Consider the following 23,021-nt stretch of genomic DNA (forward strand, 5'->3'; position numbering starts at 1 on the left):
TGGCTGGCGCCGATGCCTCCGGCGGGGATATTTGGGGACTTTGGAGGGAGGGGGCGCGCTACCATGGCCGGCCCCTTTGCGCATCGACGGCGCGCAGGATGCGTTCCGGCGTGGCCGGTGCGTCGAGCGCGGGATAGAGGGAGCCGTCGCCGCATTGCGCCACCGCGTGGCTCAGCGCCATCAGCACGGAGGTGCCGAGCATCAGGGGCGGCTCTCCCACGGCCTTGGACTTGTGGATGGTCGCCTCGGTATTCGCGCCGTCCCAGAGGGCGACGTTGAAGATCCGCGGCCTATCGGAGGTGGCCGGGATCTTGTAGGTCGACGGCGCGTGGGTGGTCAGTGCGCCGGCGTCGTTCCAGACCAGTTCCTCGGTCGTCAGCCAGCCCGCGCCCTGCACGTAGCCGCCTTCGACCTGGCCGATATCGAGGGCCGGGTTCAGGGACTGGCCCACGTCATGCAGGATATCGGCGCGCTCGATCCGGTATTCGCCGGTGAGGGTGTCGATGCTGACCTCGCTGACCGCCGCGCCGTAGGCGAAATAGAAGAACGGGCGGCCGCGCCCTTTCACGCGGTCCCAGGTGATCTTCGGCGTGGCGTAGAACCCTGTTGCGGAGAGCTGGACGCGGTGCATGTAGGCTTTTGCGATCAGCTCGGCGAAGGGCACCGTTTCGGCGCCGATGCGCACGCCTTCCTCGGTGAAGGCGATCTGCGACGGCTGGGCCTGCCAGTGCTCGGCGGCGAAGGCGACCAGGCGGGAGCGGATCGTCTCGCACGCGGCCTTGCAGGCCATGCCGTTCAGGTCGGACCCCGAGGAGGCGGCGGTGGCCGAGGTGTTGGGCACCTTGCCGGTATCGGTCGCGGTGATGCGCACCGCCGAAAGCGGCTGAGCGAAGACCGAGGCGGCGACCTGCGCCACCTTGGTGTTCAGGCCCTGGCCCATTTCCGTGCCGCCGTGGTTCAGGTGGATCGATCCGTCCGAATAGACATGCACCAGCGCGCCCGCCTGGTTTAGGTGGGTCAGCGTGAAGGAGATGCCGAATTTCACCGGCGTCAGGGCGATGCCGCGTTTCAGCACCGGGCTTTCGGCGTTCGCCGCCTCTATCGCGGCGCGGCGGGCCTTGTAGTCGGAGCGCCGGGCGAGTTCGTCCGTCAGGGCGTTGATGACGCAGTCGATGACGGGCATCCCGTAGGGGGTGAGTTGCGCATCGGGATCGGTGTCAGGCAGGGCGTCTGGGGGCGGGGTCGCCCGGGCCGCGCCGCGGCTGGTCAGGATCTGTGCGTCCGGGGCATCTCCATGCGCGCGAGGCGAGCCGGGATCCGGTTCCTGCGCCGTCGGTCCCATGTCGCGGTAGTGATTGGCTCGGCGCACCTCGAACGGGTCGGCGTCGAGGGCATGGGCGATGTGGTCCATCACACGCTCGATGCCTAGCAGCCCCTGCGGCCCGCCGAAGCCGCGGAAGGCGGTGTTGGACTGGGTGTTGGTCAGCACCCGGTGCGAGGTGATGCGCACGGTCGGCAGGTAATAGGCGTTGTCCGCATGCAGCATCGCCCGGTCCGCGACCGGCAGCGACAGGTCGGCCGACCAGCCGCAGCGGCAGTACTGCGTGAAGGCGATGCCCTTGATGCGGCCGCTGTCGTCGAAGCCGACCTCGTAGCCGATGCGGAACTCGTGGCGCTTGCCGGTGATAGTGAAATCGTCGTCGCGGTCATAGCGCATCTTGGCCGCGCGCCGGTGTTTCAGCGCGACCACAGCCGAGGCCACCGCCAGCGCATTGCCCTGGCTTTCCTTGCCCCCGAAGCCGCCGCCCATGCGGCGCACCACGGAATGCACCATCGCGTAAGGAAGGCCGACCGCCGCGGCCACCTTGTGCTGGATCTCGGACGGGTGCTGGGTGGAGGCGTGCACCGTCACGCCGCCATCGTCGCCGGGCAGCGCGAAGGCGGCCTGGCCTTCGAGGTAGAAGTGTTCTTGTCCGCCGATCTCCATCGCGCCGGAAAGGCGATGCGGCGCGGCGGCGATCTCGGGGTCGGGGTCGCCGCGTTCGTAGGTGAGCACCGGTTCGAGCAGGCGGTTCGCCTGCAACGCCGCGTCGATGGTCAGGTGCGGCGTGGTTTCTTCAATCTCGATGGTGGCGAGGCGGGCCGCCTTGCGCGCGGCAAGATGCGAGGTGGCGGCAACCAGGAACACCGGCTGGCCGATGTAATGCACCTCTCCCGTGGCGAGCAGCGGTTCGGGGCTGGGGGAGGGCGAGACGTCATTGGCATGGGGCAGGTCGTCGGCGGTCAGAACGTCGACCACGCCGGGGGCTGTGCGCACCGCCTCAAGGTCGAGCCGGGTGATCCGCCCGGCCGCCTTCGGGGACAGGCCGAAGGCGAGATGCAGCGCGTCCCCCGGCAGGGGCACGTCGTCGGTATATTGCGCGCGCCCCGAAACATGGAGCAGGGCGCTGTCGTGCGGGTTCGGCTTGTGAACGCTCATGCTGCCCCCCGTCCGACAAGGCGCGTTCTGGCGCCGTGATCCTCGTGAAAGCAGCGCAGCAGCATGTTTTCGGCGGCCCGCAGGCGATAGTCGGCCGAGGCGCGCATGTCGCTGAGCGGTTGGTAGTCGGTGGCGAAGGCGGGCATCGCGGCCCGGACGGTCGCCTCGGTCCAGGGCTTGCCGAGCAGGGCGGCCTCCACCGTGGTGGCGCGTTTGGGGGTGCCGGCCATACCGCCGAAGGCGATGCGCGCGTCGCTTACCTTGCCATCCTCGACCGTGATGTTGAAACAGCCGCATACGGCCGAGATATCCTGGTCGAAACGCTTGGAAAGCTTGTGGCACCGCAGTCTGTCGGGCTGTGCCGGGATGTGGATGCTTTCGACGAACTCGCCGGGTTGGCGGTCCTGCTTGCCGTATTCAAGGAAGAAATCCTCAAGCGGCAGGCTGCGCCGCGCGGCCCCTTTTCGCAGGGTCAGTGTCGCGCCAAGGGCGATCAGCGCGGGCGGGCTGTCCCCGATGGGCGAGCCGTTGGCGATGTTGCCCCCCACCGTCGCCGCGTTGCGCACCTGGACAGAGCCGTAGCGGCGGATCAGTTCCGCGAAATCCGGGTGGCGGGCGGCCATCGCGGCGCGCAGGCGCGACAGGGTCACGCCGCCGCCGACGGTCAGGCCGCTGTCGTCCTGCAAGATGGTCTGGTGCTCGCGCAACCGGTGCAGGAAGGCGACCGGCGTCGTGTCGCGCAGCGCCTTCGTCACCCAGAGGCCGACATCCGTCGCGCCGGAAACCAGCGTCGCGTCGGGATTGTCCGCGTACCACGCCGCAAGGCTGTCGAGGGTGCCGGGCAGGAAGCCGCCGTCGAGGAAGACATCCTCGTCCCCGGCAAGTTCCTGCAGCGCCGCTGTCTCGTCCTGTTCCCAGGACGGGGTCGGGATCCCGGCGGCGGCATTCGCCGCGCGCAGGATCGGGGCATAGCCAGTGCACCGGCACAGGTTGCCCGCCAGTACGTCGTCGAAATCCTGCCGCCCGTCGCGGTGGGCGGTGTAAAGCGACATCACCACGCCGGGCGTGCAGAAGCCGCATTGCGAGCCGTGGTGCGTCACCATCGCGTCCTGCACCGGGTGCAGCGTGCCGTCGGGCGCGGCGATGCCTTCCACGGTGCGCACGGCCTTGCCGTGCAGCTGGGGCAGGAACAGGATGCAGGCGTTCAGCGCGCGGTGGACGAGGGTATCCCCCTCCAGCGCGGAAACGGTGACGGTACAGGCCCCGCAATCGCCTTCGTTGCAGCCTTCCTTCGTGCCGGTCAGGCGGCGCTGCTCGCGCAGCCAGTCAAGAAGGGTGGTGGTGGGGTGTACGCCGCTCAGGCGCACGGTCTCTCCGTTGAGAAGAAACGCCAGGGTCATGGCTGTGTCCGCCGCTTTCTCTGCATTGGGCTGTTGTGCGCGGCCCGCCCGATGCGGCGTAAGGCAGGCGGCGCGGCCCTTGTTATTGTCCGACAGGCAGGAAAGCGCGGTTTTGCGGCTTTGGCAAGTTCACTTTTCGCCATGCGCCGAAATTGCCGCCCTGGGGCGCTTTCGCGGTGGTGAGGGGGGCGGCATTTGCGCTAGCCTTGAGCCATGAGCGATCCCCGATTCATTCACCTGCGCGTGCACTCCGCCTACTCCCTTCTGGAGGGGGCGATCCAGATCAAGGCCTTGCCCAAGATGGCCGCCAAAGAGGGGATGCCCGCGGTCGCCGTGACCGACAGTGGCAACCTGTTCGCGGCGCTCGAATTTTCCGAGATCGCCGCCGGGGCGGGCGTGCAGCCGATCCTCGGTTGCCAGCTGCCGGTGGCCTACGGTCCCGCGCCCCGCCCGGGGGAGCGGATGGCAGAGCCGCGCGCCGTCGTCCTGCTGGCCCAGGACGAGGCGGGGTATCAGAACCTGCTGAAGCTGACCTCGGCCTACTACCTCGGGTCGAGCGATGTGCTGCCGCATGTGACGCTGGAGCAGCTGGAAACCCACAGCCAGGGCGTGATCTGCCTGACCGGCGGGGCCCTGGGCCCGGTGGGCCAGCTGTTGCAGGACGGTCAGCAGGCGGCGGCGCGCGCCCTGATGGAGCGTTTCGCGGGCATCTATGGCGACCGGCTCTACGTCGAGCTGCAGCGCCACCCCGAGAACGGCGCGCGGCGCACGCTGCCCGAGGCGCAGACCGAGCCGGGCTTCGTCGAACTCGCCCATGCGATGGACCTGCCGCTGGTCGCGACCAATGACGTGCATTTCCCCGACCCCTCGTTCTACGAGGCGCATGACGCGCTGATCTGCATCGCCGAGGGCGCCTATGTCGACCAGTCCGCGCCACGCCGCAGGTTGACCGACCAGCATTACTTCAAGTCCGCCCCGGAAATGGAGAAGCTGTTCAGCGACCTTCCCGAAGCCATTGAAAACACGGTCGAGATCGCCCGCCGCTGCGCCTGGCGCGCCCATACCCGCGACCCGATCCTGCCCCGCTTCGCCGATGACGAGGTGGAGGAACTGCGCCGCCAGGCGAAGGAGGGGCTCGCCCGCCGGCTGGAGGTGATCCCCCATGCCGCGCCGGTCGAGGAATACGACAAGCGCCTCGAATTCGAGCTTGGCATCATCGAGGGCATGGGCTTTCCCGGCTACTTCCTGATCGTTGCCGACTTCATCAAGTGGGCCAAGGACCATGACATTCCGGTGGGGCCGGGCCGGGGCTCCGGGGCGGGCTCACTCGTCGCCTATGCGTTGACGATTACCGATTTGGATCCATTGCGTTACGGGCTGTTGTTCGAGCGCTTCCTGAATCCTGAGCGGGTCTCGATGCCCGACTTCGACATCGACTTCTGCATGGATCGCCGCGAAGAGGTGATCCAGTACGTGCAGGAAAAATACGGCCGTGACCGTGTGGCGCAGATCATCACTTTCGGTGCGCTTCTGTCCAAGGCGGCGGTGCGCGACGTGGGGCGCGTGCTACAGATGCCCTATGGCCAGGTGGACCGCCTGTCCAAGCTGATCCCGGTGGAGGGCGTGAAGCCCGTCAGCATCGAGAAAGCGCTGACCGACGAGCCGCGCCTGCGCGAGGAAGCACGCCGCGAAGAGGTGGTCGCGCGGATGCTCGACTTCGCGGGCAAGGTGGAGGGGCTTCTGCGGAACGCCTCGACCCACGCCGCCGGTGTGGTGATCGGGGATCGGCCGTTGGACGAGCTGGTGCCGCTCTACAAGGATCCGCGCTCGGACATGCCGGCGACCCAGTTCAACATGAAATGGGTCGAGCAGGCGGGGCTGGTGAAGTTCGACTTCCTCGGGCTGAAGACGCTGACCGTTGTGCAGAACGCGATCGACCTGCTGAAGCTGCGCGGGGTCGAGGTGGACATCGGCGCGATCTCGCTTGAGGATCCCGGCGCTTACGGCGTCTACAGCTCGGCCAACACGGTCGCCGTGTTCCAGGTGGAAAGCTCGGGCATGCGCGACGCCCTGCGCCAGATGAAGCCCGACTGTATCGAGGATATCATCGCGCTGGTGGCCCTCTACCGGCCCGGCCCGATGGAGAACATCCCCACCTTCTGCCGGGTCAAGAACGGGCAGGAAAAGCGCGCCTCGATCCACCCGCTGATCGACGACATCCTGGACGAAACCCAAGGCATCATCGTCTACCAGGAACAGGTGATGGAAATCGCCCGGAAGATGGCCGGCTATTCCCTTGGCGGAGCGGACATGCTGCGCCGCGCCATGGGTAAGAAGATCCAGGCGGCGATGGACGCCGAGCGTCCGAAGTTCCTCGAAGGGTCCAAGGCCAACGGTGTGGACGAGAAGAAGGCGCTTGAGGTCTGGAACCTTCTGGACAAGTTCGCCAACTACGGCTTCAACAAGTCCCACGCCGCCGCCTATGCCGTGGTCAGCTACCAGACGGCCTGGCTGAAGGCGAACTACCCGGTGGAGTTCATGGCCGCTGTCATGAATTGCGATATCCACCTGACGGACAAGCTGAACGTCTACAAGCAGGAGGTCGACCGGCTGGAGATCGAGATGATCCCGCCCTGCGTCAACCGCTCGCAGGCCATGTTCAGCGTGAAGGACGGCAAGATCGTCTATGCCCTCGGCGCGCTGAAGAACGTCGGCGTGGAAGCGATGCGCCTGATCGTAGCCGCGCGGGAAGAGGGCGGGCCGTTCCGCGACATCTTCGACTTCGCGCGGCGGGTGGACCTGAAGCGCGTGGGCAAGCGGCCGATGGAAATGCTGGCGCGCGCCGGGGCGTTCGACCAGCTCGACAGCTATCGGCGCAAGATGTTTGAAAGCGTCGACCAGCTCGTCGCCTATTCCGCCGCGGCGCATGAAGACAAGGCCAGCGCGCAGATCTCCATGTTCGGGGATGGCGGCGCGGACCTGCCGAGCCCCCGTCTGCCCGAGCCCGAGGAATGGCTGCCCACCGAACGGCTGGGGCAGGAGCATCAGGCGATCGGTTTCTACCTGTCGGGCCACCCGCTGGACGACTACCAGGCCCCCCTGGCGCGTCAGCGCGTCACGACGCTGGCCGCGCTGAGCGAACAGGTGAAGGCGGGGCCGCGGGCGGCGAAACTGGCGGGCTCCGTCGCGGGCAAGCAGGAACGCAAGTCCGCGCGCGGCAACCGCTTCGCTTTCGTGCAGCTGTCCGACCCGACCGGGCTTTACGAGGTGACGGTCTTCTCGGACACGCTGGAAAAGTACCGCGACCTGCTGGAGCCGGGACAGAACGTGGTGCTCTCGGTCGAGGCGACGCTGGAAAGCGATCAGCTGAAGCTGCTGGCGCGCGGCGTGCAGCCCGTGGATGACGCGGTGGCCGGGGCGGCGCCCGCGGGGCTGAAGATCTTCCTCAGCGATCCGTCGGCGGTCGGCTCCGTCGCCTCCCGCCTTGAGGAGGCGTCCGAGGCGGGCCGCGTCGGGGGGCCGGTCAACCTGATCCTGATGCACCCCGAACTGCCTGGCGAGGTGGAGGTGGAGCTGCCCCGGAAGTACCCGATCACGCCCCAGATCAAGGGGGCAATCAAACATGTGGCGGGTGTCGCCCACGTGGAGGATTTCTGACGCGCCGGTCCGGTGTGCGAACCGGTCCCGCGCGTCAGTCGTACCCCTCGGCGACCCGCTTGGGATCGAGCTTGCCGTGCACCAGGAAGTCGATCGTGGCGTCGATCACCCGGCTGTCCATGGTCATCAGCGTGTGCATCACCGGCAGGGTCAGGCGGTTTTCAGGCCGCGCCGCGGCATGGGCGCTTTCCACGCTTACCACACCGTCGTTCGGGCCCTTAAGCCCGGTCACCCTGCTCAAGGCTTCGGGCGCGGCGGAGCCTGCAATGGACAGGATCTCCACCGGCGAGGACAGCGGAGAGTTATGGGGTTCGAGCGCTTCCAGCACCGGGCCGAACAGTGGCTCGAGCGGGCGCACGCGCTTCGCCATTTCAGAGCCGAGGTTGGGCGTGCCGAGCTGCACGACGCGCCCGCGCCGCGAGTCGGGTAGGGTGGCGACAAGGTGCAGCGCCAGCAGCCCGCCCAGCGAGTGGCCGACGAAATGCAGCCGCCCGCGCCTCGGCAGCTTTTCCACGAGGACCGACGCCAACTGGTGCGGCGGCCCGCGCCGCCGCGTCGGATAGCCGATCGGCAGGCTGTGAAAGCCGTCCCGGCGCAGCGCGAGGTGCATGCGCCAGAAGCTGACCGGCGTGCGGCCCAGCCCATGCAGCAGGATCACGGTCGGCCCGTGACCCACGCGGGGAAAGTGACGCACCGGCATCAGTAATGCGGTGGCTTCTGATCGGCTAGGATCACGGTACCGCCCCCCGAATCCGCCTCCGCCTCGGCCGCGCGGGCGCGCAGCAGGGCAACGTTACGCTCCAGCCGCTCGATCGTCTTGCCCTGGGCGATCAGCATCTGGCTCAGATCCTCAAGCATGTCGGCCTGGTGGGTCAGGGCTTCTTCCAGGCGGGTCAGACGAGGGTCGCTCATGGGTGCATTCCGGTTTGGTGGAGCTGCGCGAGGTTTATCCCAACGCCGCTGCCCCGTCCATTACGCAACGGCCCTTGTGACGTATCTGCCGGGCGCGCTATGTCCCCCTGTAAAGACTGGAAGGAAACGTAGGCATGACAACCCTCGACGAACGCGACCTGCGCGATGCGCTTGGATGTTATGCGACGGGCGTCACGGTGGTGACGACGCAAAGCGCGCGCGGGCCGCTGGGGATGACAGCGAACAGCTTCGCTTCGGTCAGCCTCGATCCGCCGCTGGTGTTGTGGTCGCCCGCGCGCCGGTCGGCGCGGTTTCCCGCCTTCGAGGCGGCGTCCTACTTCGCGATTCACGTCCTGGCGGAGGATCAGCGCGCGCTCGCGGACCGTTTCGCGCGCTCGGGCGATGATTTCGCGGGTCTCGACATCGGCGAGGGGCTGGGCGGCGTGCCCTTGCTGCCGGGCTGCGCGGCGGTTTTCGAATGCGCGCACGCGGCCGGGCATGACGGGGGCGATCACCTGATCGTGGTGGGCGAGGTTCAGCGCATGCACCACAACACCAGCCGCCCTTTGCTGTACCACCGCGGCGCCTACGCCCTGCTGGAGCAGGGCGAGGGCAGGTAAACGACCCCGCGCCGCCGTCACGGGCTCAGCGATAGAAGATATTGCCGCCCGCGACGATGGTGCGTTTGAGCGTTGCGAACCAGCCTGGCGCCATGAACTGGGCGTGAAAGAACAACGCGCCTGATGTGGGGTCATCCTCGGGATTGGCGAGCACGACTTCGGTCGCCTTGTTGGCGCCGGCAAGCTTCTTCAGGTCGGCAAAGTTCTCAGGCCGGCCATCGCAGCGGTAGGAGAACTGGCATCTGCCCCGGTCCTGTCCTTCGGCGATCACGCCGCAGACCGAATTGGGAAAGCGCGGATCGACGGTGCGGTTCAGGATCACATGGGCCACCGCGCGCCCGCCGTCCAGGCTGTTGGCGGCGGATTCGTGGTAAATCGCCTCGCGCAGGCAGGCCGCGTCCCGCTCGGTCAGGGTCAGGCCGCTGGCGGTGCGGCTGATCACCTCGGGCTCGGTGGGGGCGGGTTGGGTGCAGGCGGCAAGAGACACCGCGACAAGACCGGTGGCGGCTTTGAGCAGAGTGGTGCGAATCATGTGTTTTCTGGTGGGTTGTTGATGCTGGGCATGGTTATCCGGCGTCAAAACCGGCCGTGCAACCCGCAGGGGGCCGCCGCCCCGCCATCGGCGGAGCAGCGCCCGCCCTTGCCCCGCACGGGGGCCTGAGGTAGGAGACGCTGCGAGCAGCAAGGGCAGGGTGGCGCATGGCCAAATCATCGGGAAAACCGCAACGCCCAAAGGCGATCCAGCCCAAGGGATTCCGGGATTACTTCGGCGACGAGGTGCGCGCGCGCCGCGCCATGCTCGACCGGATCACCAACGTGTACGAGGCGTATGGCTTCGACCCGCTGGAAACCAGCGCCGTCGAAACGGTCGAGGCGCTGGGCAAGTTCCTGCCTGACGTGGACCGTCCCAACGCCGGCGTCTTCGCCTGGCAGGACGAGGACGAGGCCTGGATGGCGCTGCGCTATGACCTGACCGCGCCCCTGGCGCGTGTCTTCGCGCAGTACCGCAACGACCTGCCCACGCCTTACCGCCGTTACGCGGTCGGCCCGGTCTGGCGCAACGAAAAGCCGGGGCCGGGGCGGTTCCGCCAGTTTTACCAGTGTGATGCGGATACTGTCGGCGCACCGGGTATGGCGGCGGATGCGGAAATCAGCGCCATGCTGATCGACGTGCTGGAAGCGGCGGGTATCGAGCGCGGCGACTACATCGTGCGCATCAACAACCGCAAGGTGCTGAACGGCGTGATGGAGGTCGTGGGCCTGCTGGACCCGAATGACCCCGACGCCCATGCCGCCCAGCGCGGCATCGTGCTGCGCGCCATCGACAAGCTGGACCGGCTGGGGATTGCGGGCGTGCGCGCCCTTCTCGGGGCCGGTCGCAAAGACGAGAGCGGCGATTTCACCGACGGCGCGGGGCTGAGCGCGGACGCGGCGGACCTGATCATCGGCTTTATGGAGGCGCGCGGCAATGACGCCGCCGCGACCATCGCGACGCTGGCGGGGCTGGTCGAAGGGTCCGAAACCGGGCGCAGCGGTGTACAGGAGCTGGAAGAGATCGGCACCCTCGTCTCGGCCATGGGCTACGGGGCGGACCAGTTCGTGATCGATCCTTCCGTGGTGCGCGGCCTCGGCTACTACACCGGCCCGGTGTACGAGGCCGAGCTGACCTTCGACGTGCTGGACGAGAAGGGGCGCAAGCGCCAGTTCGGCTCGGTTGCCGGGGGCGGGCGCTATGACGACCTGGTGAAGCGCTTCACCGGCCAGGCGGTGCCCGCGACGGGTGTCTCCATCGGGGTGGACCGTCTGCTGGCGGCGACCGCTGCGCTGCGCGCGGGCCAGAACACCGCTTCGGGCCCCGTGGTCGTCACGGTGATGGATCGCGCCCGCATGGCCGATTACCAGGCGATGGTGGCCGAGCTGCGCAACGCAGGCATTCGGGCCGAAGTCTACCTCGGCAATCCCAAGAACTTCGGTAACCAATTGAAATACGCCGACGCCCGCCAAAGCCCGGTCGCGGTGATCGAGGGCTCGGACGAGCAGGCGCGCGGCGTGGTCCAGATCAAGGACCTTGCCCTTGGCGCGCGGCTGGCCGCCAACATCACCACGAACGAGGACTGGAAAGCGCAGCCCGCGCAGATGGAAATCAAGCGTGCCGACCTCGTCTCCGAGGTGCGCAAGATGATCGCGCGGGCGGGCTGAGGCCATGGAACGCGCGATCGAGGCGGAGGTCGCCCGGCTTCTGGACATCTTCCGCGAGGCGGGGGCCGAGCGCTTCGATCCCCCGGTTCTGCAACCCGCCGACGTTCTGCTCGACCTCTACGGAGAGGACATCCGCGCGCGCGCCTTCGTGACTCACGACGACACGGACGAGTTGATGTTGCGCCCGGATTTCACCGTGCCGCTGGTGCAGGCGCATATGGCGCGCGCCCGCAACCCAGCGCGCTACGCCTATGCCGGGCCGGTCTGGCGCCGCCAGCCCCCGGGCAGCATGCGGGCGCGGGAATACCTTCAGGCGGGGTTCGAGGTGTTCGACGCCACCGATCCCGCCGCCGCCGATGCCGAGGTTTTCGCGCTGATCGCGGATTCGGTCGCCGGGGCGCGGCTGCATCCGACCACCGGCGATATCGGCCTGCTGATCGCCGCCATCGACGGGATCGATACCACCGCGCCGCGCCGTGCCGCGCTGCGCCGCCACCTCTGGCGGCCCGAGCGGTTTGAGCGACTCCTGCGCCTCTACAGCTCAGGGGAAACGCGCAAGCCCGAACTCGTGAGCCTCAACGCCGAGCAGATCGCCGGGCAGATCGTCGCGGCAGGCCCCGCACTTGGCCTGCGCACACCCGAGGACGTCGCCTCCCGCATCGAAAGGCTGGCCGAGGATGCCCGCACCCCGCCCATCGCGCGCGCGGACGTCGACCTGATCGAGGCGCTGCTGGCCATCCGCGCCCCCTGTGAAGCGGCGCTGCGCCAGTTGCGCGACCTTGCGTGCGCGGGCACCCCGTTGGCCGATGCGGTGGACCGCTTCGCAGCCCGGCTGGACGCGCTTGCAGCGCGCGGCATCGATATCGCGACGCTGCCGTTCCAGGGCGCTTTCGGGCGCACCACGTTGGAATATTACGACGGGTTTGTCTTCGGCTTCCTGTCCGAGGGGCGTGACCTGCCCATGGTCGCCAGCGGCGGGCGTTATGACGCGCTGACCCGCGCGCTCGGCGGTGGGGCCGGGGTGCCGGCGGTCGGGGGCATCATCCGCCCCGAGATGCTGGTGACATTGCGGGGGGCCGCGGGATGCTGAAGCTCGGTGTGCCCTCCAAGGGGCGGTTGCAGGCGCAGACGTTCGAGTGGTTTTCCGCCCATGGCATCACGCTGGAACTCAGCGGCGCGGGGCGTGAATACGCCGGCCGGGTCCTTGGTCTGTCTGGCGTCGAGTTGGTGCTGCTGTCCGCGGGCGAAATCCCGCGGGAAATGGCGGCGGGCCGCATCCACATGGGGGTGACGGGCCAGGACCTGGTGGCGGAACGGCTTGCCCCGGGCGCGGTCAGCCAGGTCGCGGAACTGGGCTTCGGTCACGCCGACCTGGTGGTCGCGGTGCCGAACTTCTGGATCGACGTGGACACGATGGACGACCTCGACGCCGCGGCGGCCGCTTTCCGCGCGCGCCACGGGCATCGCCTGCGCGTCGCCACCAAGTACCACGCGCTGACGCGGGCCTTTTTCCGCAAGCACGGCGTGGCGGACTACCAGCTGGTGGACAGCCAGGGCGCGACCGAGGGCACCGTGAAGTATGAAACCGCCGAGGCGATCGCCGACATCACCTCCAGCGGGGATACGTTGCGCGCGAACCATCTGCGGATCCTCTCGGACGGGGTGATCCTGCGCTCGCAGGCGACGCTGTTCGCCGCGACGGCGGCCCCCTGGAGCGAAGACGAGATGACCGTGCTGACGACCATGCGACAGGCCCTGAACCTGCCCGAGACGGCGGGCGCGCCATGGAGGTGATTACCTCGATCCCGGCATTGCGCGCGCGGATCGGGGCGATGCGCGCGAACGGGCAGGGGATCGGCCTGGTGCCGACGCTCGGCGGGCTGCACGACGGGCACGCCGCCCTGGTCGAGGCGGCGCGCGCCGCCGGGGATCTGCCGGTGGCGACGCTGTTCCTCAATCCCGCGCAGTTCAGCGAATCCGAGGACCTGGAGCGCTACCCCGCCGAGCGGGACGCCGATATCGCGCTGCTGAAGGCGGCCGGGGCCGCGCTGGTCTTCGCCCCCGCCACGGAAGAGATCTATCCCCCCGGGTTTTCCACCCGGATATCCATCACCGCCTTTGAAGACGTGCTGTGTGCGCAGAACCGGCCCGGGCATTTCAACGGCGTCAGCCTGGTGGTGTGCAAGCTGTTGTGCATCGCCCGCGCCGAACGCGCCTATTTCGGTGAGAAGGACTGGCAACAATGCCTTGTCGTCAAGGCGCTGGTGCGTGATCTCAACATCGATACAGATATTGTCACCGTTCCGACCGCGCGCGATAGCGACGGGCTTGCCCTGTCCACCCGCAACCGCTACCTCACCGCGGCCGAGCGGCGCTTGGCGCCCCAGCTGTATCACGAGATCTGCGAGGCGGCGGCGCGCATTGCGCAAGGCACCCCGACCGAGCTTGCCTGTGCCGAGGCGCAGGAAACCCTGACCCTCGCCGGGTTCTCGCAGGTCGAGTACCTGGAATGCCGCAACGCCGAGACGCTGCGCCTCGCCCCCTCGCCGGGGCGGGGGGCGCGGGTCTTCGTGGCGGCGCGGCTCGGCGCGGCGCGGTTGATCGACAACGTGCCGGTTCCGGCCTAGTCTAGTCGCTGCCGGCCGGGACCGGCCCCGCCGACGAAGGTTTCCGGTTCAGCCCAGGTGCGTGTTGAAGAAGGCGATCGTGCGCTTCCAGCTCAGCTCTGCCGCGTCCGCGTCGTAGCGGGGCGTCGTGTCGTTGTGGAAACCGTGGTTCACGTCCGGATAGAAATGGACCGAGAATTCCTTGCCGTGCTCCTCCAGCGCGGAGCCGTAGGCTTCCCAGCCTTCGTTGATCCGCTCGTCCAGCCCGGCGTACTGAAGCATCAGCGGCGCCTGGATGCGCGGCACATCGGCCGCATCCGCCTGCCGCCCGTAATAGGGGACCGAGGCCGCCATTTCGGGATAAGCTACCGCCAGCGCGTTGCACACACCGCCGCCGTAGCAGAAGCCGACCGCGCCGGTGCGATCCGTGGTTTCCGCGTGGTTGTGCAGGAACTCGAACCCGGCGAAGAAGTCCTGCATCAGCTTGGTGCCGTCCAGCTCGCGCTGCATGGCGCGGCCATCCTCGTCATTGCCGGGATACCCGCCCAGCGGGCTCAGCCCGTCCGGGCCCATGGCGATGAACCCCGCCTTGGCGACGCGCCGCACGACATCCTCGATATAGGGATTGAGGCCGCGGTTCTCATGCACGACCAGTACCGCGCCGAGAGGCTCCGTCGCACCGGCGGGCTTTGCCCAGAGCGCCTTGATATCGCCGTGCCCCTCGGGGGAGGCATAGGTGATGCGCTGCGTCTCGATCCCGGGATCGTCCGGGCTGACCTGCTGTGCGAGCGCGTAATTGGGCTGCAATTGCTCCAGCAAGGCCGCGGCTGTCACCCCGCCGACGGCGAATTTCGCCGCCGCGTCGAGGAAGCCGCGCTTGCTCATCTTGCCGTGAACATATCCGTCGTAGAGCTCCAGCAGGCGCTGGTCGAAGTCGCTGGCCTTCATCCGCGGCTGCGCGGGCGTATTCTGGTCGTCTGGCATGGGTACCTCCGGTGTTGGTCGGCAGGCACTTTTGGCCTGCTCTCCCCGGAAGATAGTCCGCCGCGCAGCCATGGCGAGGGTGCGTTGGCCCGGGTTCCCGGGCAGCGGGCGGCGTGCTCAGAGGACGCCGAGCGCGGCGAGTTCGCTGGCCAGCTCGGAGGGCAACGCCTCCTCGCCCGGGCGGTAGGGGCCAAGATCCTGTGGCGCGTCCTCGGCTTTCAGGTAGCGCCAGCCCTGGAACGGGCGGCGCGGCTGGGGCGAGGTGCGAAACAGCGCCGGGTCGAGCACGATGGCGCAGCGCCGGATGCCATCCTCGCCCCGGCGCTCATCCAGCCGCAACACGCGCTGACGGCATTGCACGACCCCCTTGATGACCCAGTAGATCGAGCCGCCGTCCAGCAGCTCGGCCTCTTTCTTGGGCCACATGCGGGTGGTGTGCGTGACCACCGCGCCGTAGCCCGCCTGGGTATTGCGCGCGACGACCGTGTCCTGCCAGGCGGCCAGCGTCTCGACGCTTTCCGTGCCGACCGACAGTTTCAGAAGATGGATGCCCGCGCCCATGTGCCCCCCGGCGATTCCCTGCTGCCCCGGACTCTAGCACCGGGGGGAGGGGTTTCAATATCTCGCGGGTGGGCGCGCTGCCGCATGCCGTATATTGCGGTGTTCAGGCGGCCGTAAAGCGTTCTGGCAGGGCCACGGACGATTGACCACGGCGGCGGGGGAACGTATTAAGAACGCCTTCCCGACTGACGTATAACAAAGGCCGTCGCCATGAGCCGTTTTTCCGCCCCCATTGCCGAACAGATCTGGGATATGAAGTACCGACTGAAGGATGCCGACGGCCACCCCCTGGATGGCACGGTCGAGGACAGCTGGCACCGTATCGCCCGCGCCCTGGCCGAGGTGGAGGACGACCCGAAAACCTGGGAGCCGCGCTTCTACGCCGCGCTCGAGGATTTCCGCTTCCTGCCGGCGGGACGCATCGTCGCCGGTGCGGGCACGAAGCGCAGCGTGACGCTGTTCAACTGTTTCGTGATGGGCACCATTCCCGACACCATGGGCGGCATCTTCGAAATGCTGAAGGAAGCGGCGCTGACCATGCAGCAGGGCGGTGGCATCGGCTATGACTTTTCGACGATCCGCCCGCGCGGCGCGGATGTGAAGGGCGTGGCGGCGGATGCCTCCGGCCCGCTGTCGTTCATGGACGTCTGGGACGCGATGTGCCGCACGATCATGTCCGCCGGCTCGCGCCGGGGCGCGATGATGGCCACGATGCGCTGCGATCACCCGGATATCGAATCCTTCATCACCGCCAAGCAGGATCCCGCGCGGCTGCGGATGTTCAACCTGTCGGTGCTGGTGACCGACGCTTTCATGGAGGCGGTGAAGGCGGACGGCCCCTGGGAGCTGGTGTTCGACGGCAAGGTCTATCGCACGCTCGAGGCGCGGGACCTCTGGAACCGCATCATGCGCGCCACCTACGACTACGCGGAACCGGGCGTGATCTTCATCGACCGGATCAACCAGCGCAACAACCTGTACTACGCCGAGCAGATCGCGGCGACGAACCCTTGCGGCGAGCAGCCGCTGCCGCCCTATGGCGCCTGCCTGCTCGGCTCGATCAACCTGGCGCGGCTGGTCCCGGAACCCTTCGCCGAGGGCGCTGGGCTGGACGAGGGCGCGCTGGACGAGTTGGTCGCCACGGCGGTGCGGATGATGGACAATGTCGTCGACGCTTCGCGCTTTCCCTTGCCCCAGCAGGCGGCGGAAGCGGCCGCGAAACGGCGCATCGGGCTGGGCGTCACCGGGCTGGCCGACGCACTGCTGATGGTCGGCGCGCGCTACGGCTCGGAGGAGGCCGCGCGTCTGACCGAACACTGGCTGAAGCGGATCGCCCGCGCGGCGTATCTGACCTCGGCGCAACTGGCGGCCGAGAAGGGGGCGTTCCCGCTGTTCGACCGCGAGAAGTTCCTGGCCTCGGCGGTGATGCAGGACATGGACGACGACGTGCGCGGCGCGGTGGCCGAGCATGGCATCCGCAACGCGCTGCTGACCTCCATCGCGCCGACGGGCACGATCAGCCTTTTCGCGGGCAACGTTTCCAGCGGCATCGAGCCGGTCTTCGCCTATGCCTACACCCGCAAGGTGTTGCAGCGCGACGGCTCGCGCACCGAGGAGGAGGTGGTCGACTACGCCGTGCAGATGTGGCGCGACCTGAAGGGTGACGCGCCGCTGCCCGACCATTTCGTGAACGCCCAGACGCTGGCCCCGCTGGATCACGTGCGCATGCAGGCGGCCGCGCAGCGTTGGGTCGACAGCAGTATTTCCAAGACGATCAACTGCCCCGAGGATATCAGCTTCGACGATTTCAAGGAGGTCTACATGGCCGCCTGGGACCAGGGCTGCAAGGGTTGCACGACCTACCGTCCGAACGCGGTCACCGGCTCTGTGTTGAGCGTGGATTCTGCTGATACGCCGGGCTCGCGTATGAAGGAGAGGCGTAAAGCGCTGAACCTGACGCAGGAGCAAATTGCCGAAATGACTGGGTGCGATCAGACGACTCTCAGCAAAATTGAAAGAGATATTCGTAGCCTTAGAAAGTCAGAACTGCTGACTGCCTTGGCTAGAACGCTGCAAACGACGGAGCAATGGCTGCTTTACGGGGGTAATGTAACAGCCGGGGAGGCCCCTAGTGCGCCCGGCGATCCGGTGATGGTCGATGGCGACGTCGTCTACCTCGCCGAGAAGCTCGACCGGCCCGAGGCGCTGGAAGGCAACACCTACAAGATCAAGTGGCCCGAGTCCGAGCACGCCATCTACATCACCATCAACGACGTCATCGTCGGCGGCCAGCGCCGTCCGTTCGAGGTGTTCATCAACTCCAAGAACATGGAGCATTTCGCCTGGACCGTGGCGCTGACGCGGATGATCAGCGCCGTGTTCCGGCGCGGCGGCGACGTGTCCTTCGTGGTGGAGGAGCTGAAGGCCGTCTTCGACCCGCGCGGCGGCGCCTGGATGGGCGGGCGCTACATCCCCTCGATCCTGGCCGCCATCGGGGGCGTGATCGAGCGGCACATGATCGCCATCGGCTTCCTCGGCGGCGAAGGGCAGGGGGCCAAGACGGACCCGCAGCTCGCCGCCATGGCCGTGGGCGAACGGCGTGGCCCGGCATGCCCGAACTGTGGGCAGTACACGATGCACATGGTCGAGGGCTGCATGACCTGCGGCTCCTGCGGGCACTCCAAGTGCAGCTGAGGTCAAGGGGCGGGCGCGGTGTTGAAACTGAAAGGACTAATTGTCCTTTTGGGGTGGTTTTTTGGCCATTCTGATAAGCATAACGCGACCAACGGGCGGCAACGCCCGGTTTTCCCGTATTACGAGCCTGCACCTTGGGTGCAGGGTTCGACTCTGTCCCGAGGAAGATGGTTCCGGGAGCCACGCGGCCAAAACGTTTTCAGAAGTTTCTTTCGCAAGGATGATCCTTCGCAGTCGCGTCGCATTTGGCAGCAAACGCGGATCGAAAGCGCTATTCCGAATGCGCGGACCTTCGTCACGCAGTCCGGCGCGCAAGGAACTTCTCGTGTCCATTCTACGCTGACAACGCAGTAATCTGCCATGAATTCAGGGGGTCGAAGAGCTGAGCGCTGCCATCTCACGTGTCAGGCGGCCCGATCCCGCCGCGGTTGGCCGACTGATTTCTTCCGCAACGACAGATAAGAGTGCAGCCGGTGGCGGCCCATCGATCGAAGGCGTTTCCTACCGCGATCGAATTCCTGGCCGTGCGAACGAGACTCAGTATGTTGGCCGCTGGCAAGTCCAACATCACCGGGCACGAAAAAGGGCGGCTTTCGCCGCCCTTCTCCAAACAATCTATTGGTCTACTATTCTGATCGCCATCGTCGTAACGCGCGCTCGATGCGCGCGAAGGCCTAGATGGCCTCGTGCTTCGAGTGATGGCCGTCGCAGAACTGGTGCCCTTAAGTGTCAGCGCGCGTATCTTCGATCGTGTAGCCGAGCGCGAGAAACGCCTCGTGCGCCGCGTTGATCAGCCGCGCTGGATGGCTCCGCGAGGTCATGACGGTCACGCCGGCGATCTCCCGGCCGATCTGCGTGTTGTGCCGGTCCACCCACACGTGGACGCGAGACAGGCCGTGCATCTCGATAAGCCACAGTGTCACGTCGCATATGTCCTGCTCCATCCCGAATTCGTCGAGGTAGATACTCAGGCGCCGCTGGCTCGCCACCTAGAGGGCACAGCGTGCCCCGGTCTCAGTCGGCATGACGGAACCGCGCGACAAGTTCACTGATCCGCGCACCATGCCAACGGGTCATGTCGGAGGCTGGCAGGCCCCGCTCATGACCGATCCGGTTGAGCGAAGACGGTGCTTGGTCGGCCAGGATGCGCTGGATATCGCGCAGCGCGGCCTCGACGATATCGGTATTGGGGATCGGCTGCCCGAAGGCGCCATGCAGGTCGCAGAGCGCCGCGAACCCGCTCGGATCATCGAGCGCGTCGAGCAGGTCGCACAGACTCGCGCCGTGGCGGCGGAGGTGCTGCTCTACCGTGTAGGTGGTGCCGAGACCGGCCTCGGCGGTGTTGAGTGTGGTAGTGTTGAGCATGTTGTTCTCCCTTCATGCGGTGGCGGAAAAGGTTTGGTGTGCCTGGTTCGTCGGTGTCATGTTCCGTCGCGGGGGAGAAGTCGGGCGTTGGCAGATTCCTCTCGGGTGGTTGCGGGGACTGGTTTCGGGTGCTGGTGAAGAGAACATTGGTCGTTCTTTTGGATGACGAAGAAGAAATCTGCCGTGTGCACAAACTATTTTCGGCTGTCGCGTCGCACCGCCGACGGCGTGCCAGGTCCGTGCAAGGCGGGGCATCAGACGTTGCGTTGGTCCGAGAGCATGACGCCGGTCGTGCGATCCGTGCAGGGCCGGCGTTGCGGCTCAGGCCGCGTTCCGCGTAGGGACGGCGACCGCCTGCGCGTCCCGCCCGTCGTCCAATTCTCCGATCTCGACCAGAAGATCATAGAGCCGGTCGGTGAGCAGGCAGAGCTCTTCCACTTCCGGGCTGGCGGGATCGAGGAGGGGCCAGGACCACAACTCCGGGTCGAGACTATCGCCAACCAGATCGAGGGACAGGAGCCAGTGCAGATCAACGAGCTTGCGCCGAGTCGCCCGGTCCAGGCGCGATGCTTCGCGCAAGCCGGTCATCAGGCGCAGGACGCGGGCCGTTGCGGCCTCGCCGTCGATCAGCCCCGCGGCGGTGCACAGTGCCGATCCGTGCTTGTCGAAATGCGCGCGGACGGCAGCGAGTTGCAGATCTGCGGACAGGGTCTCCCTGGGGAGCTTGCACTGCATGGTGGGTCCTCCTGTTTGTTGCGCGTTTGCCAATCGCGGCAGCATCAAGCCTGTCCGAGTTTCGGTTCGCCGGAATGAGCCTCCCGTCTGTTCTTGGGCCTCACCGGCAACTGAGCTCGTCCCTAGACATGGAGATTGGCCAACGGCCTGCGGCACGAAGAAAAAACTTCGTCCTGCCCGCAAGTGCTTGGGAATTCCCCTGCCAAAGTCGTCAACCGGCCCCATGACGCCGGATGACGACACTGGCCCGGGGCCGTGGTACCTCTCCCGAAGCGCGTGGTTTTCGCCCCGCCGGAAACTTCTTCGGGCGCGCCGAAAAGGATCACGAGGAGTCGTCTCCGCGAGGTGCGGAGGAACATTTTGCGGCAGTCTGCGGGAAAATGTTTCTGCCTGAACTCGACCCTTCCATTTCCTCTTCATGACGGACGGCATGTAGATGCCGTTGAGGACCGCACGATGAGCGAAGAAAAAGGAGGCAACGCCACATCCAGCGGGGCTGGCCGCTCTTGAAATGTTGTGCATCACCAATAAAGCGGCGCGCTGCGGGGATATGATCAGTCCCCAGAGGTGGTGGCATCCGCGTGAGCCGGCGCGACAACGTGCATCCGAGACCAATTTGTATGACGTCTGTCAAAGAGGGCCGGACTTGGCGGTCTTCGAACTCCCGGCCACCGACCGGACACGATGGGAGCGCGGTGGCGCTCGTTATTACACGCCACTCGAAACGCCCCGACTCTGACGTCGACAACCGAGGTTCATATTTCACAGGATGGTGCCGGATGAAGCCCATTGCCCGACGACCCAGGTCCGTCGGCGCGCACTATTGCGAAACGGTTACTCTGAAACTTAACGCCGACGCCGACAGGTTAAGGAACTCCGACTTTGCCTTCCTGTCTATCCGGTGCGGGAGGTGTCCAAGCGTTTGGGCGTCAGCATTTATTTTCTCTACTAGTGGCTGAAGCTCTTCGCGGAGCCCTCGCCGAAGCTGGGAGTGGACCACGAATCCGAGAGCCGGCGTCTGAAGCGCGAGCTGGCCCTGGTCATCGAGGAGCGCGACATCCTAAAAAAGGCAACGGCGTACTTCGCGCGCGAGTCCCAATGAAGTACGCCTTCTTCCGGGCGCATCGCGAGGAGTTCGGCGTCCGGGCCATGTGCCGGGTGCTGCGGGTCCATTTCTCCGGTTTCTACGCCTGGCTTAAGGACCCGTTAAGCCACCGTGCGCAGGAGGATATCCGCCAGACTGTATTGATCCGACAGGCATGGGCCGAGAGCGGTAAGGTCTATGGGTATAGGACGCTGACCGACGATCTGCGCGATCAGGGCGAACGCATTTCGGAGAACCGGGTGGCGCGGCTGGCATCGCTGGCCGGGATTGCCGCTCAAGTTGGCTACAGACGCCGTCCTGGCCGATATGGCGGCAAACCAGCCATCGTGGCCGAGAACAGGCTGGAGCAGCGTTTCCAAGCCTCTCAGCCCGATCAGGTCTGGGTGACCGATATCACTTGCATCAAGACCCACGAAGGCTGGCTGTACCTCTGCGTCGTCATTGATCTGTTCTCGCGCCGCGAGGTTGGCTGGTTTGCCCAATCCCGCAAGACCACCGACCTCGCCTTGCAGGCACGGCTGATGGCGGTATGGCGGCGAAAACCCAACAACCGTGTCACGGTGCACTCAGACCAGGGTTCCCAGTTCACCAGCCGCGAATGGCAAATGATCCTGCGCCAACACAACCTCCAACCCAGTATGAGCCGACGAGGGAACTGCCATGACAACGCGGTCGCCGAAAGCTTCTTCCAGCTCCTGAAGAGAGAACGTATCCGACGCCGGACATATCTCACAAGGGACGATGCAAGGCGCGACGTATTCGAAGACATTGAGCTGTTCCAAAACCCGAAACGCAAGCACACGAACAACGGCATACTGTCACCCGTTGACTTCGAAATCAGACAGCAGAAACTGCGCGAGGCAGGTGTCTAGGAAACTTGGGGTACCTCAGATCTGCAATATCGAACGGCAACCGTTGGTATGGCATCGGCAGAACCAGGAAAGCCAGCACCTCGAGACGATCCCAGGTGTGGGCATCATCACCGCCACGGCCCTCGCGGCCAGCGTGCCCGACCCTACTGTCTTCAAATCTGGCCGACAGTTTGCGGCCTACCTAGGCCCCGTAGCACGACAGAACTCGTCAGGCGGCAAGGACCGTCTTGGGCATAATCGAAGATGGGGAGCAGCTACTTACGCCGCCTGCTCGTGATCGGGGCCACATCCGTCACACGACGATCACCAACTGCCGACACTCGAGCCGGCGCCTGGCTCCGATCGCTTCTCGAGCGCAAACCAACGAGGCTTGTCACCGTGGCCATGGCCGACAAAACCGCTCGAACCGCCTGGGCGTTGACGGCGAAAGAAGAAGAGTACAAAGCCGTACCGTCAATCTGAATGCAGGAAGAGATAGCGGCGCGCCAACGGCGTTGCGATGAGATGCAAGGGCAGAAGTGAGTGATGATGATCAAACGGGACCGCTGCCGGGATACCCCGAGGTGCTGTCTGAGCTTAAAAGCTCGGTGGTCTGATTGGGACCCGGCATGCGGACTTCATCAGGGCCAGCGGTCAGACGTGCCGAGAAACGAGGCCTGACACATGACCGCAACCCGCAATGACCAATATCAGCTCAAATCAATCCTTGCGTAAACGGAACCGTCCTCACATGACAGCACCCAGCGGGGAGATGGAGGCGGCCAAGGCCCGGCTCCTTGCCTTTTCGCGGCGGGTCCGGATCGCTGCCGCCGCTGGCGTGGCGGCAACAACT

General features: G+C 66.4%; 17 protein-coding genes and 2 pseudogenes. 9 read left to right on the forward strand and 10 right to left on the reverse strand.

Annotated features, from left to right (window positions below):
* Window positions 1-58 precede the first annotated feature (58 nt).
* Complete coding sequence (gene xdhB, locus DJ029_RS18415) at window positions 59-2,479, reverse strand: xanthine dehydrogenase molybdopterin binding subunit (protein ID WP_112323962.1); 2,421 nt, start codon at window positions 2,477-2,479, stop codon at window positions 59-61.
* A complete protein-coding gene (xdhA, locus tag DJ029_RS18420; RefSeq protein WP_112323963.1) occupies window positions 2,476-3,879 on the reverse strand; it encodes a xanthine dehydrogenase small subunit in 1,404 nt (467 codons plus the stop codon). The genes xdhB and xdhA overlap by 4 nt, the downstream gene beginning before the upstream one ends.
* A 213-nt stretch (window positions 3,880-4,092) precedes the next feature.
* Here xdhA and dnaE point away from each other — a divergent pair, with 213 nt between their 5' ends.
* The gene (gene dnaE / locus DJ029_RS18425; protein ID WP_112323964.1) at window positions 4,093-7,536 is read left to right on the forward strand and encodes a DNA polymerase III subunit alpha; all 3,444 of its coding nucleotides are present in this window, start codon (window positions 4,093-4,095) and stop codon (window positions 7,534-7,536) included.
* Window positions 7,537-7,570: 34 nt separating this feature from the next.
* Here dnaE and DJ029_RS18430 read toward each other — a convergent pair whose 3' ends face one another.
* Both DJ029_RS18430 and DJ029_RS18435 read right to left on the reverse strand, forming a co-directional pair.
* A complete protein-coding gene (locus DJ029_RS18430) occupies window positions 7,571-8,194 on the reverse strand; it encodes an alpha/beta fold hydrolase (RefSeq protein WP_157966439.1) in 624 nt (207 codons plus the stop codon).
* Window positions 8,195-8,235: 41 nt separating this feature from the next.
* On the reverse strand, window positions 8,236-8,448 hold the full coding sequence (locus tag DJ029_RS18435; protein WP_112323966.1) for a SlyX family protein: 213 nt from the start codon (window positions 8,446-8,448) through the stop codon (window positions 8,236-8,238).
* A 134-nt stretch (window positions 8,449-8,582) separates the two neighbouring features.
* Between DJ029_RS18435 and DJ029_RS18440 the strand changes: the two genes are divergently transcribed.
* Window positions 8,583-9,068, forward strand: a complete 486-nt coding sequence (locus DJ029_RS18440; RefSeq protein ID WP_112323967.1) for a flavin reductase family protein — start codon at window positions 8,583-8,585, stop codon at window positions 9,066-9,068.
* A 25-nt stretch (window positions 9,069-9,093) separates the two neighbouring features.
* Here DJ029_RS18440 and DJ029_RS18445 read toward each other — a convergent pair whose 3' ends face one another.
* On the reverse strand, window positions 9,094-9,600 hold the full coding sequence (locus DJ029_RS18445; RefSeq protein ID WP_157966440.1) for a cell wall hydrolase: 507 nt from the start codon (window positions 9,598-9,600) through the stop codon (window positions 9,094-9,096).
* Between the two features lie 167 nt (window positions 9,601-9,767).
* Between DJ029_RS18445 and hisS the strand changes: the two genes are divergently transcribed.
* The 4 genes from hisS to panC are packed head-to-tail and all read left to right on the forward strand — an operon-like array spanning window position 9,768 to window position 13,894.
* A complete protein-coding gene (hisS, locus tag DJ029_RS18450; RefSeq protein ID WP_112323968.1) occupies window positions 9,768-11,267 on the forward strand; it encodes a histidine--tRNA ligase in 1,500 nt (499 codons plus the stop codon).
* A 4-nt stretch (window positions 11,268-11,271) separates the two neighbouring features.
* Window positions 11,272-12,357: an ATP phosphoribosyltransferase regulatory subunit gene (locus tag DJ029_RS18455; protein WP_112323969.1), complete on the forward strand. Its 1,086-nt coding sequence runs from the start codon at window positions 11,272-11,274 to the stop codon at window positions 12,355-12,357.
* Window positions 12,351-13,061 (forward strand): ATP phosphoribosyltransferase, encoded by a 711-nt coding sequence (hisG, locus tag DJ029_RS18460; protein WP_112323970.1) that lies wholly within the window; start codon window positions 12,351-12,353, stop codon window positions 13,059-13,061. The genes DJ029_RS18455 and hisG overlap by 7 nt, the downstream gene beginning before the upstream one ends.
* Window positions 13,052-13,894: a pantoate--beta-alanine ligase gene (gene panC / locus DJ029_RS18465; RefSeq protein WP_112323971.1), complete on the forward strand. Its 843-nt coding sequence runs from the start codon at window positions 13,052-13,054 to the stop codon at window positions 13,892-13,894. The genes hisG and panC overlap by 10 nt, the downstream gene beginning before the upstream one ends.
* A 48-nt stretch (window positions 13,895-13,942) precedes the next feature.
* Here panC and yghX read toward each other — a convergent pair whose 3' ends face one another.
* A complete protein-coding gene (gene yghX, locus DJ029_RS18470; protein WP_112323972.1) occupies window positions 13,943-14,857 on the reverse strand; it encodes a YghX family hydrolase in 915 nt (304 codons plus the stop codon).
* Window positions 14,858-14,974: 117 nt separating this feature from the next.
* The gene (locus DJ029_RS18475; RefSeq protein ID WP_112323973.1) at window positions 14,975-15,418 is read right to left on the reverse strand and encodes a DUF1489 family protein; all 444 of its coding nucleotides are present in this window, start codon (window positions 15,416-15,418) and stop codon (window positions 14,975-14,977) included.
* 210 nt (window positions 15,419-15,628) lie between these two features.
* Here DJ029_RS18475 and DJ029_RS18480 point away from each other — a divergent pair, with 210 nt between their 5' ends.
* The gene (locus DJ029_RS18480) at window positions 15,629-18,112 is read left to right on the forward strand and encodes an adenosylcobalamin-dependent ribonucleoside-diphosphate reductase (protein WP_112323974.1); all 2,484 of its coding nucleotides are present in this window, start codon (window positions 15,629-15,631) and stop codon (window positions 18,110-18,112) included.
* A gap of 722 nt (window positions 18,113-18,834) precedes the next feature.
* Here the strand turns inward: DJ029_RS18480 and DJ029_RS18485 are convergent.
* The 3 genes from DJ029_RS18485 to DJ029_RS18495 all read right to left on the reverse strand — a co-directional run bounded on the left by DJ029_RS18485 (window position 18,835) and on the right by DJ029_RS18495 (window position 20,212).
* Window positions 18,835-19,035 carry a hypothetical protein gene (locus DJ029_RS18485; RefSeq protein WP_157966441.1) on the reverse strand — a complete coding sequence of 67 codons (201 nt, stop codon included), beginning with the start codon at window positions 19,033-19,035 and terminating at the stop codon, window positions 18,835-18,837.
* 91 nt (window positions 19,036-19,126) lie between these two features.
* Entirely contained in the window at window positions 19,127-19,477 is a 351-nt protein-coding gene (locus DJ029_RS18490) for a hypothetical protein (protein ID WP_112323976.1), read from the reverse strand.
* A gap of 321 nt (window positions 19,478-19,798) precedes the next feature.
* A complete protein-coding gene (locus DJ029_RS18495) occupies window positions 19,799-20,212 on the reverse strand; it encodes a hypothetical protein (protein WP_112323977.1) in 414 nt (137 codons plus the stop codon).
* Between the two features lie 895 nt (window positions 20,213-21,107).
* Here DJ029_RS18495 and DJ029_RS18500 point away from each other — a divergent pair.
* Window positions 21,108-22,189 (forward strand): annotated as a pseudogene (locus DJ029_RS18500) (IS3 family transposase); the annotation flags it as partial.
* Between the two features lie 16 nt (window positions 22,190-22,205).
* Window positions 22,206-22,651: pseudogene (locus tag DJ029_RS22195) on the forward strand (transposase); the annotation flags it as partial.
* Between the last annotated feature and the right edge of the window lie 370 nt (window positions 22,652-23,021).

Source organism: Oceanibium sediminis, from assembly GCF_003265325.1.
Lineage (GTDB): Bacteria > Pseudomonadota > Alphaproteobacteria > Rhodobacterales > Rhodobacteraceae > Halovulum > Halovulum sediminis.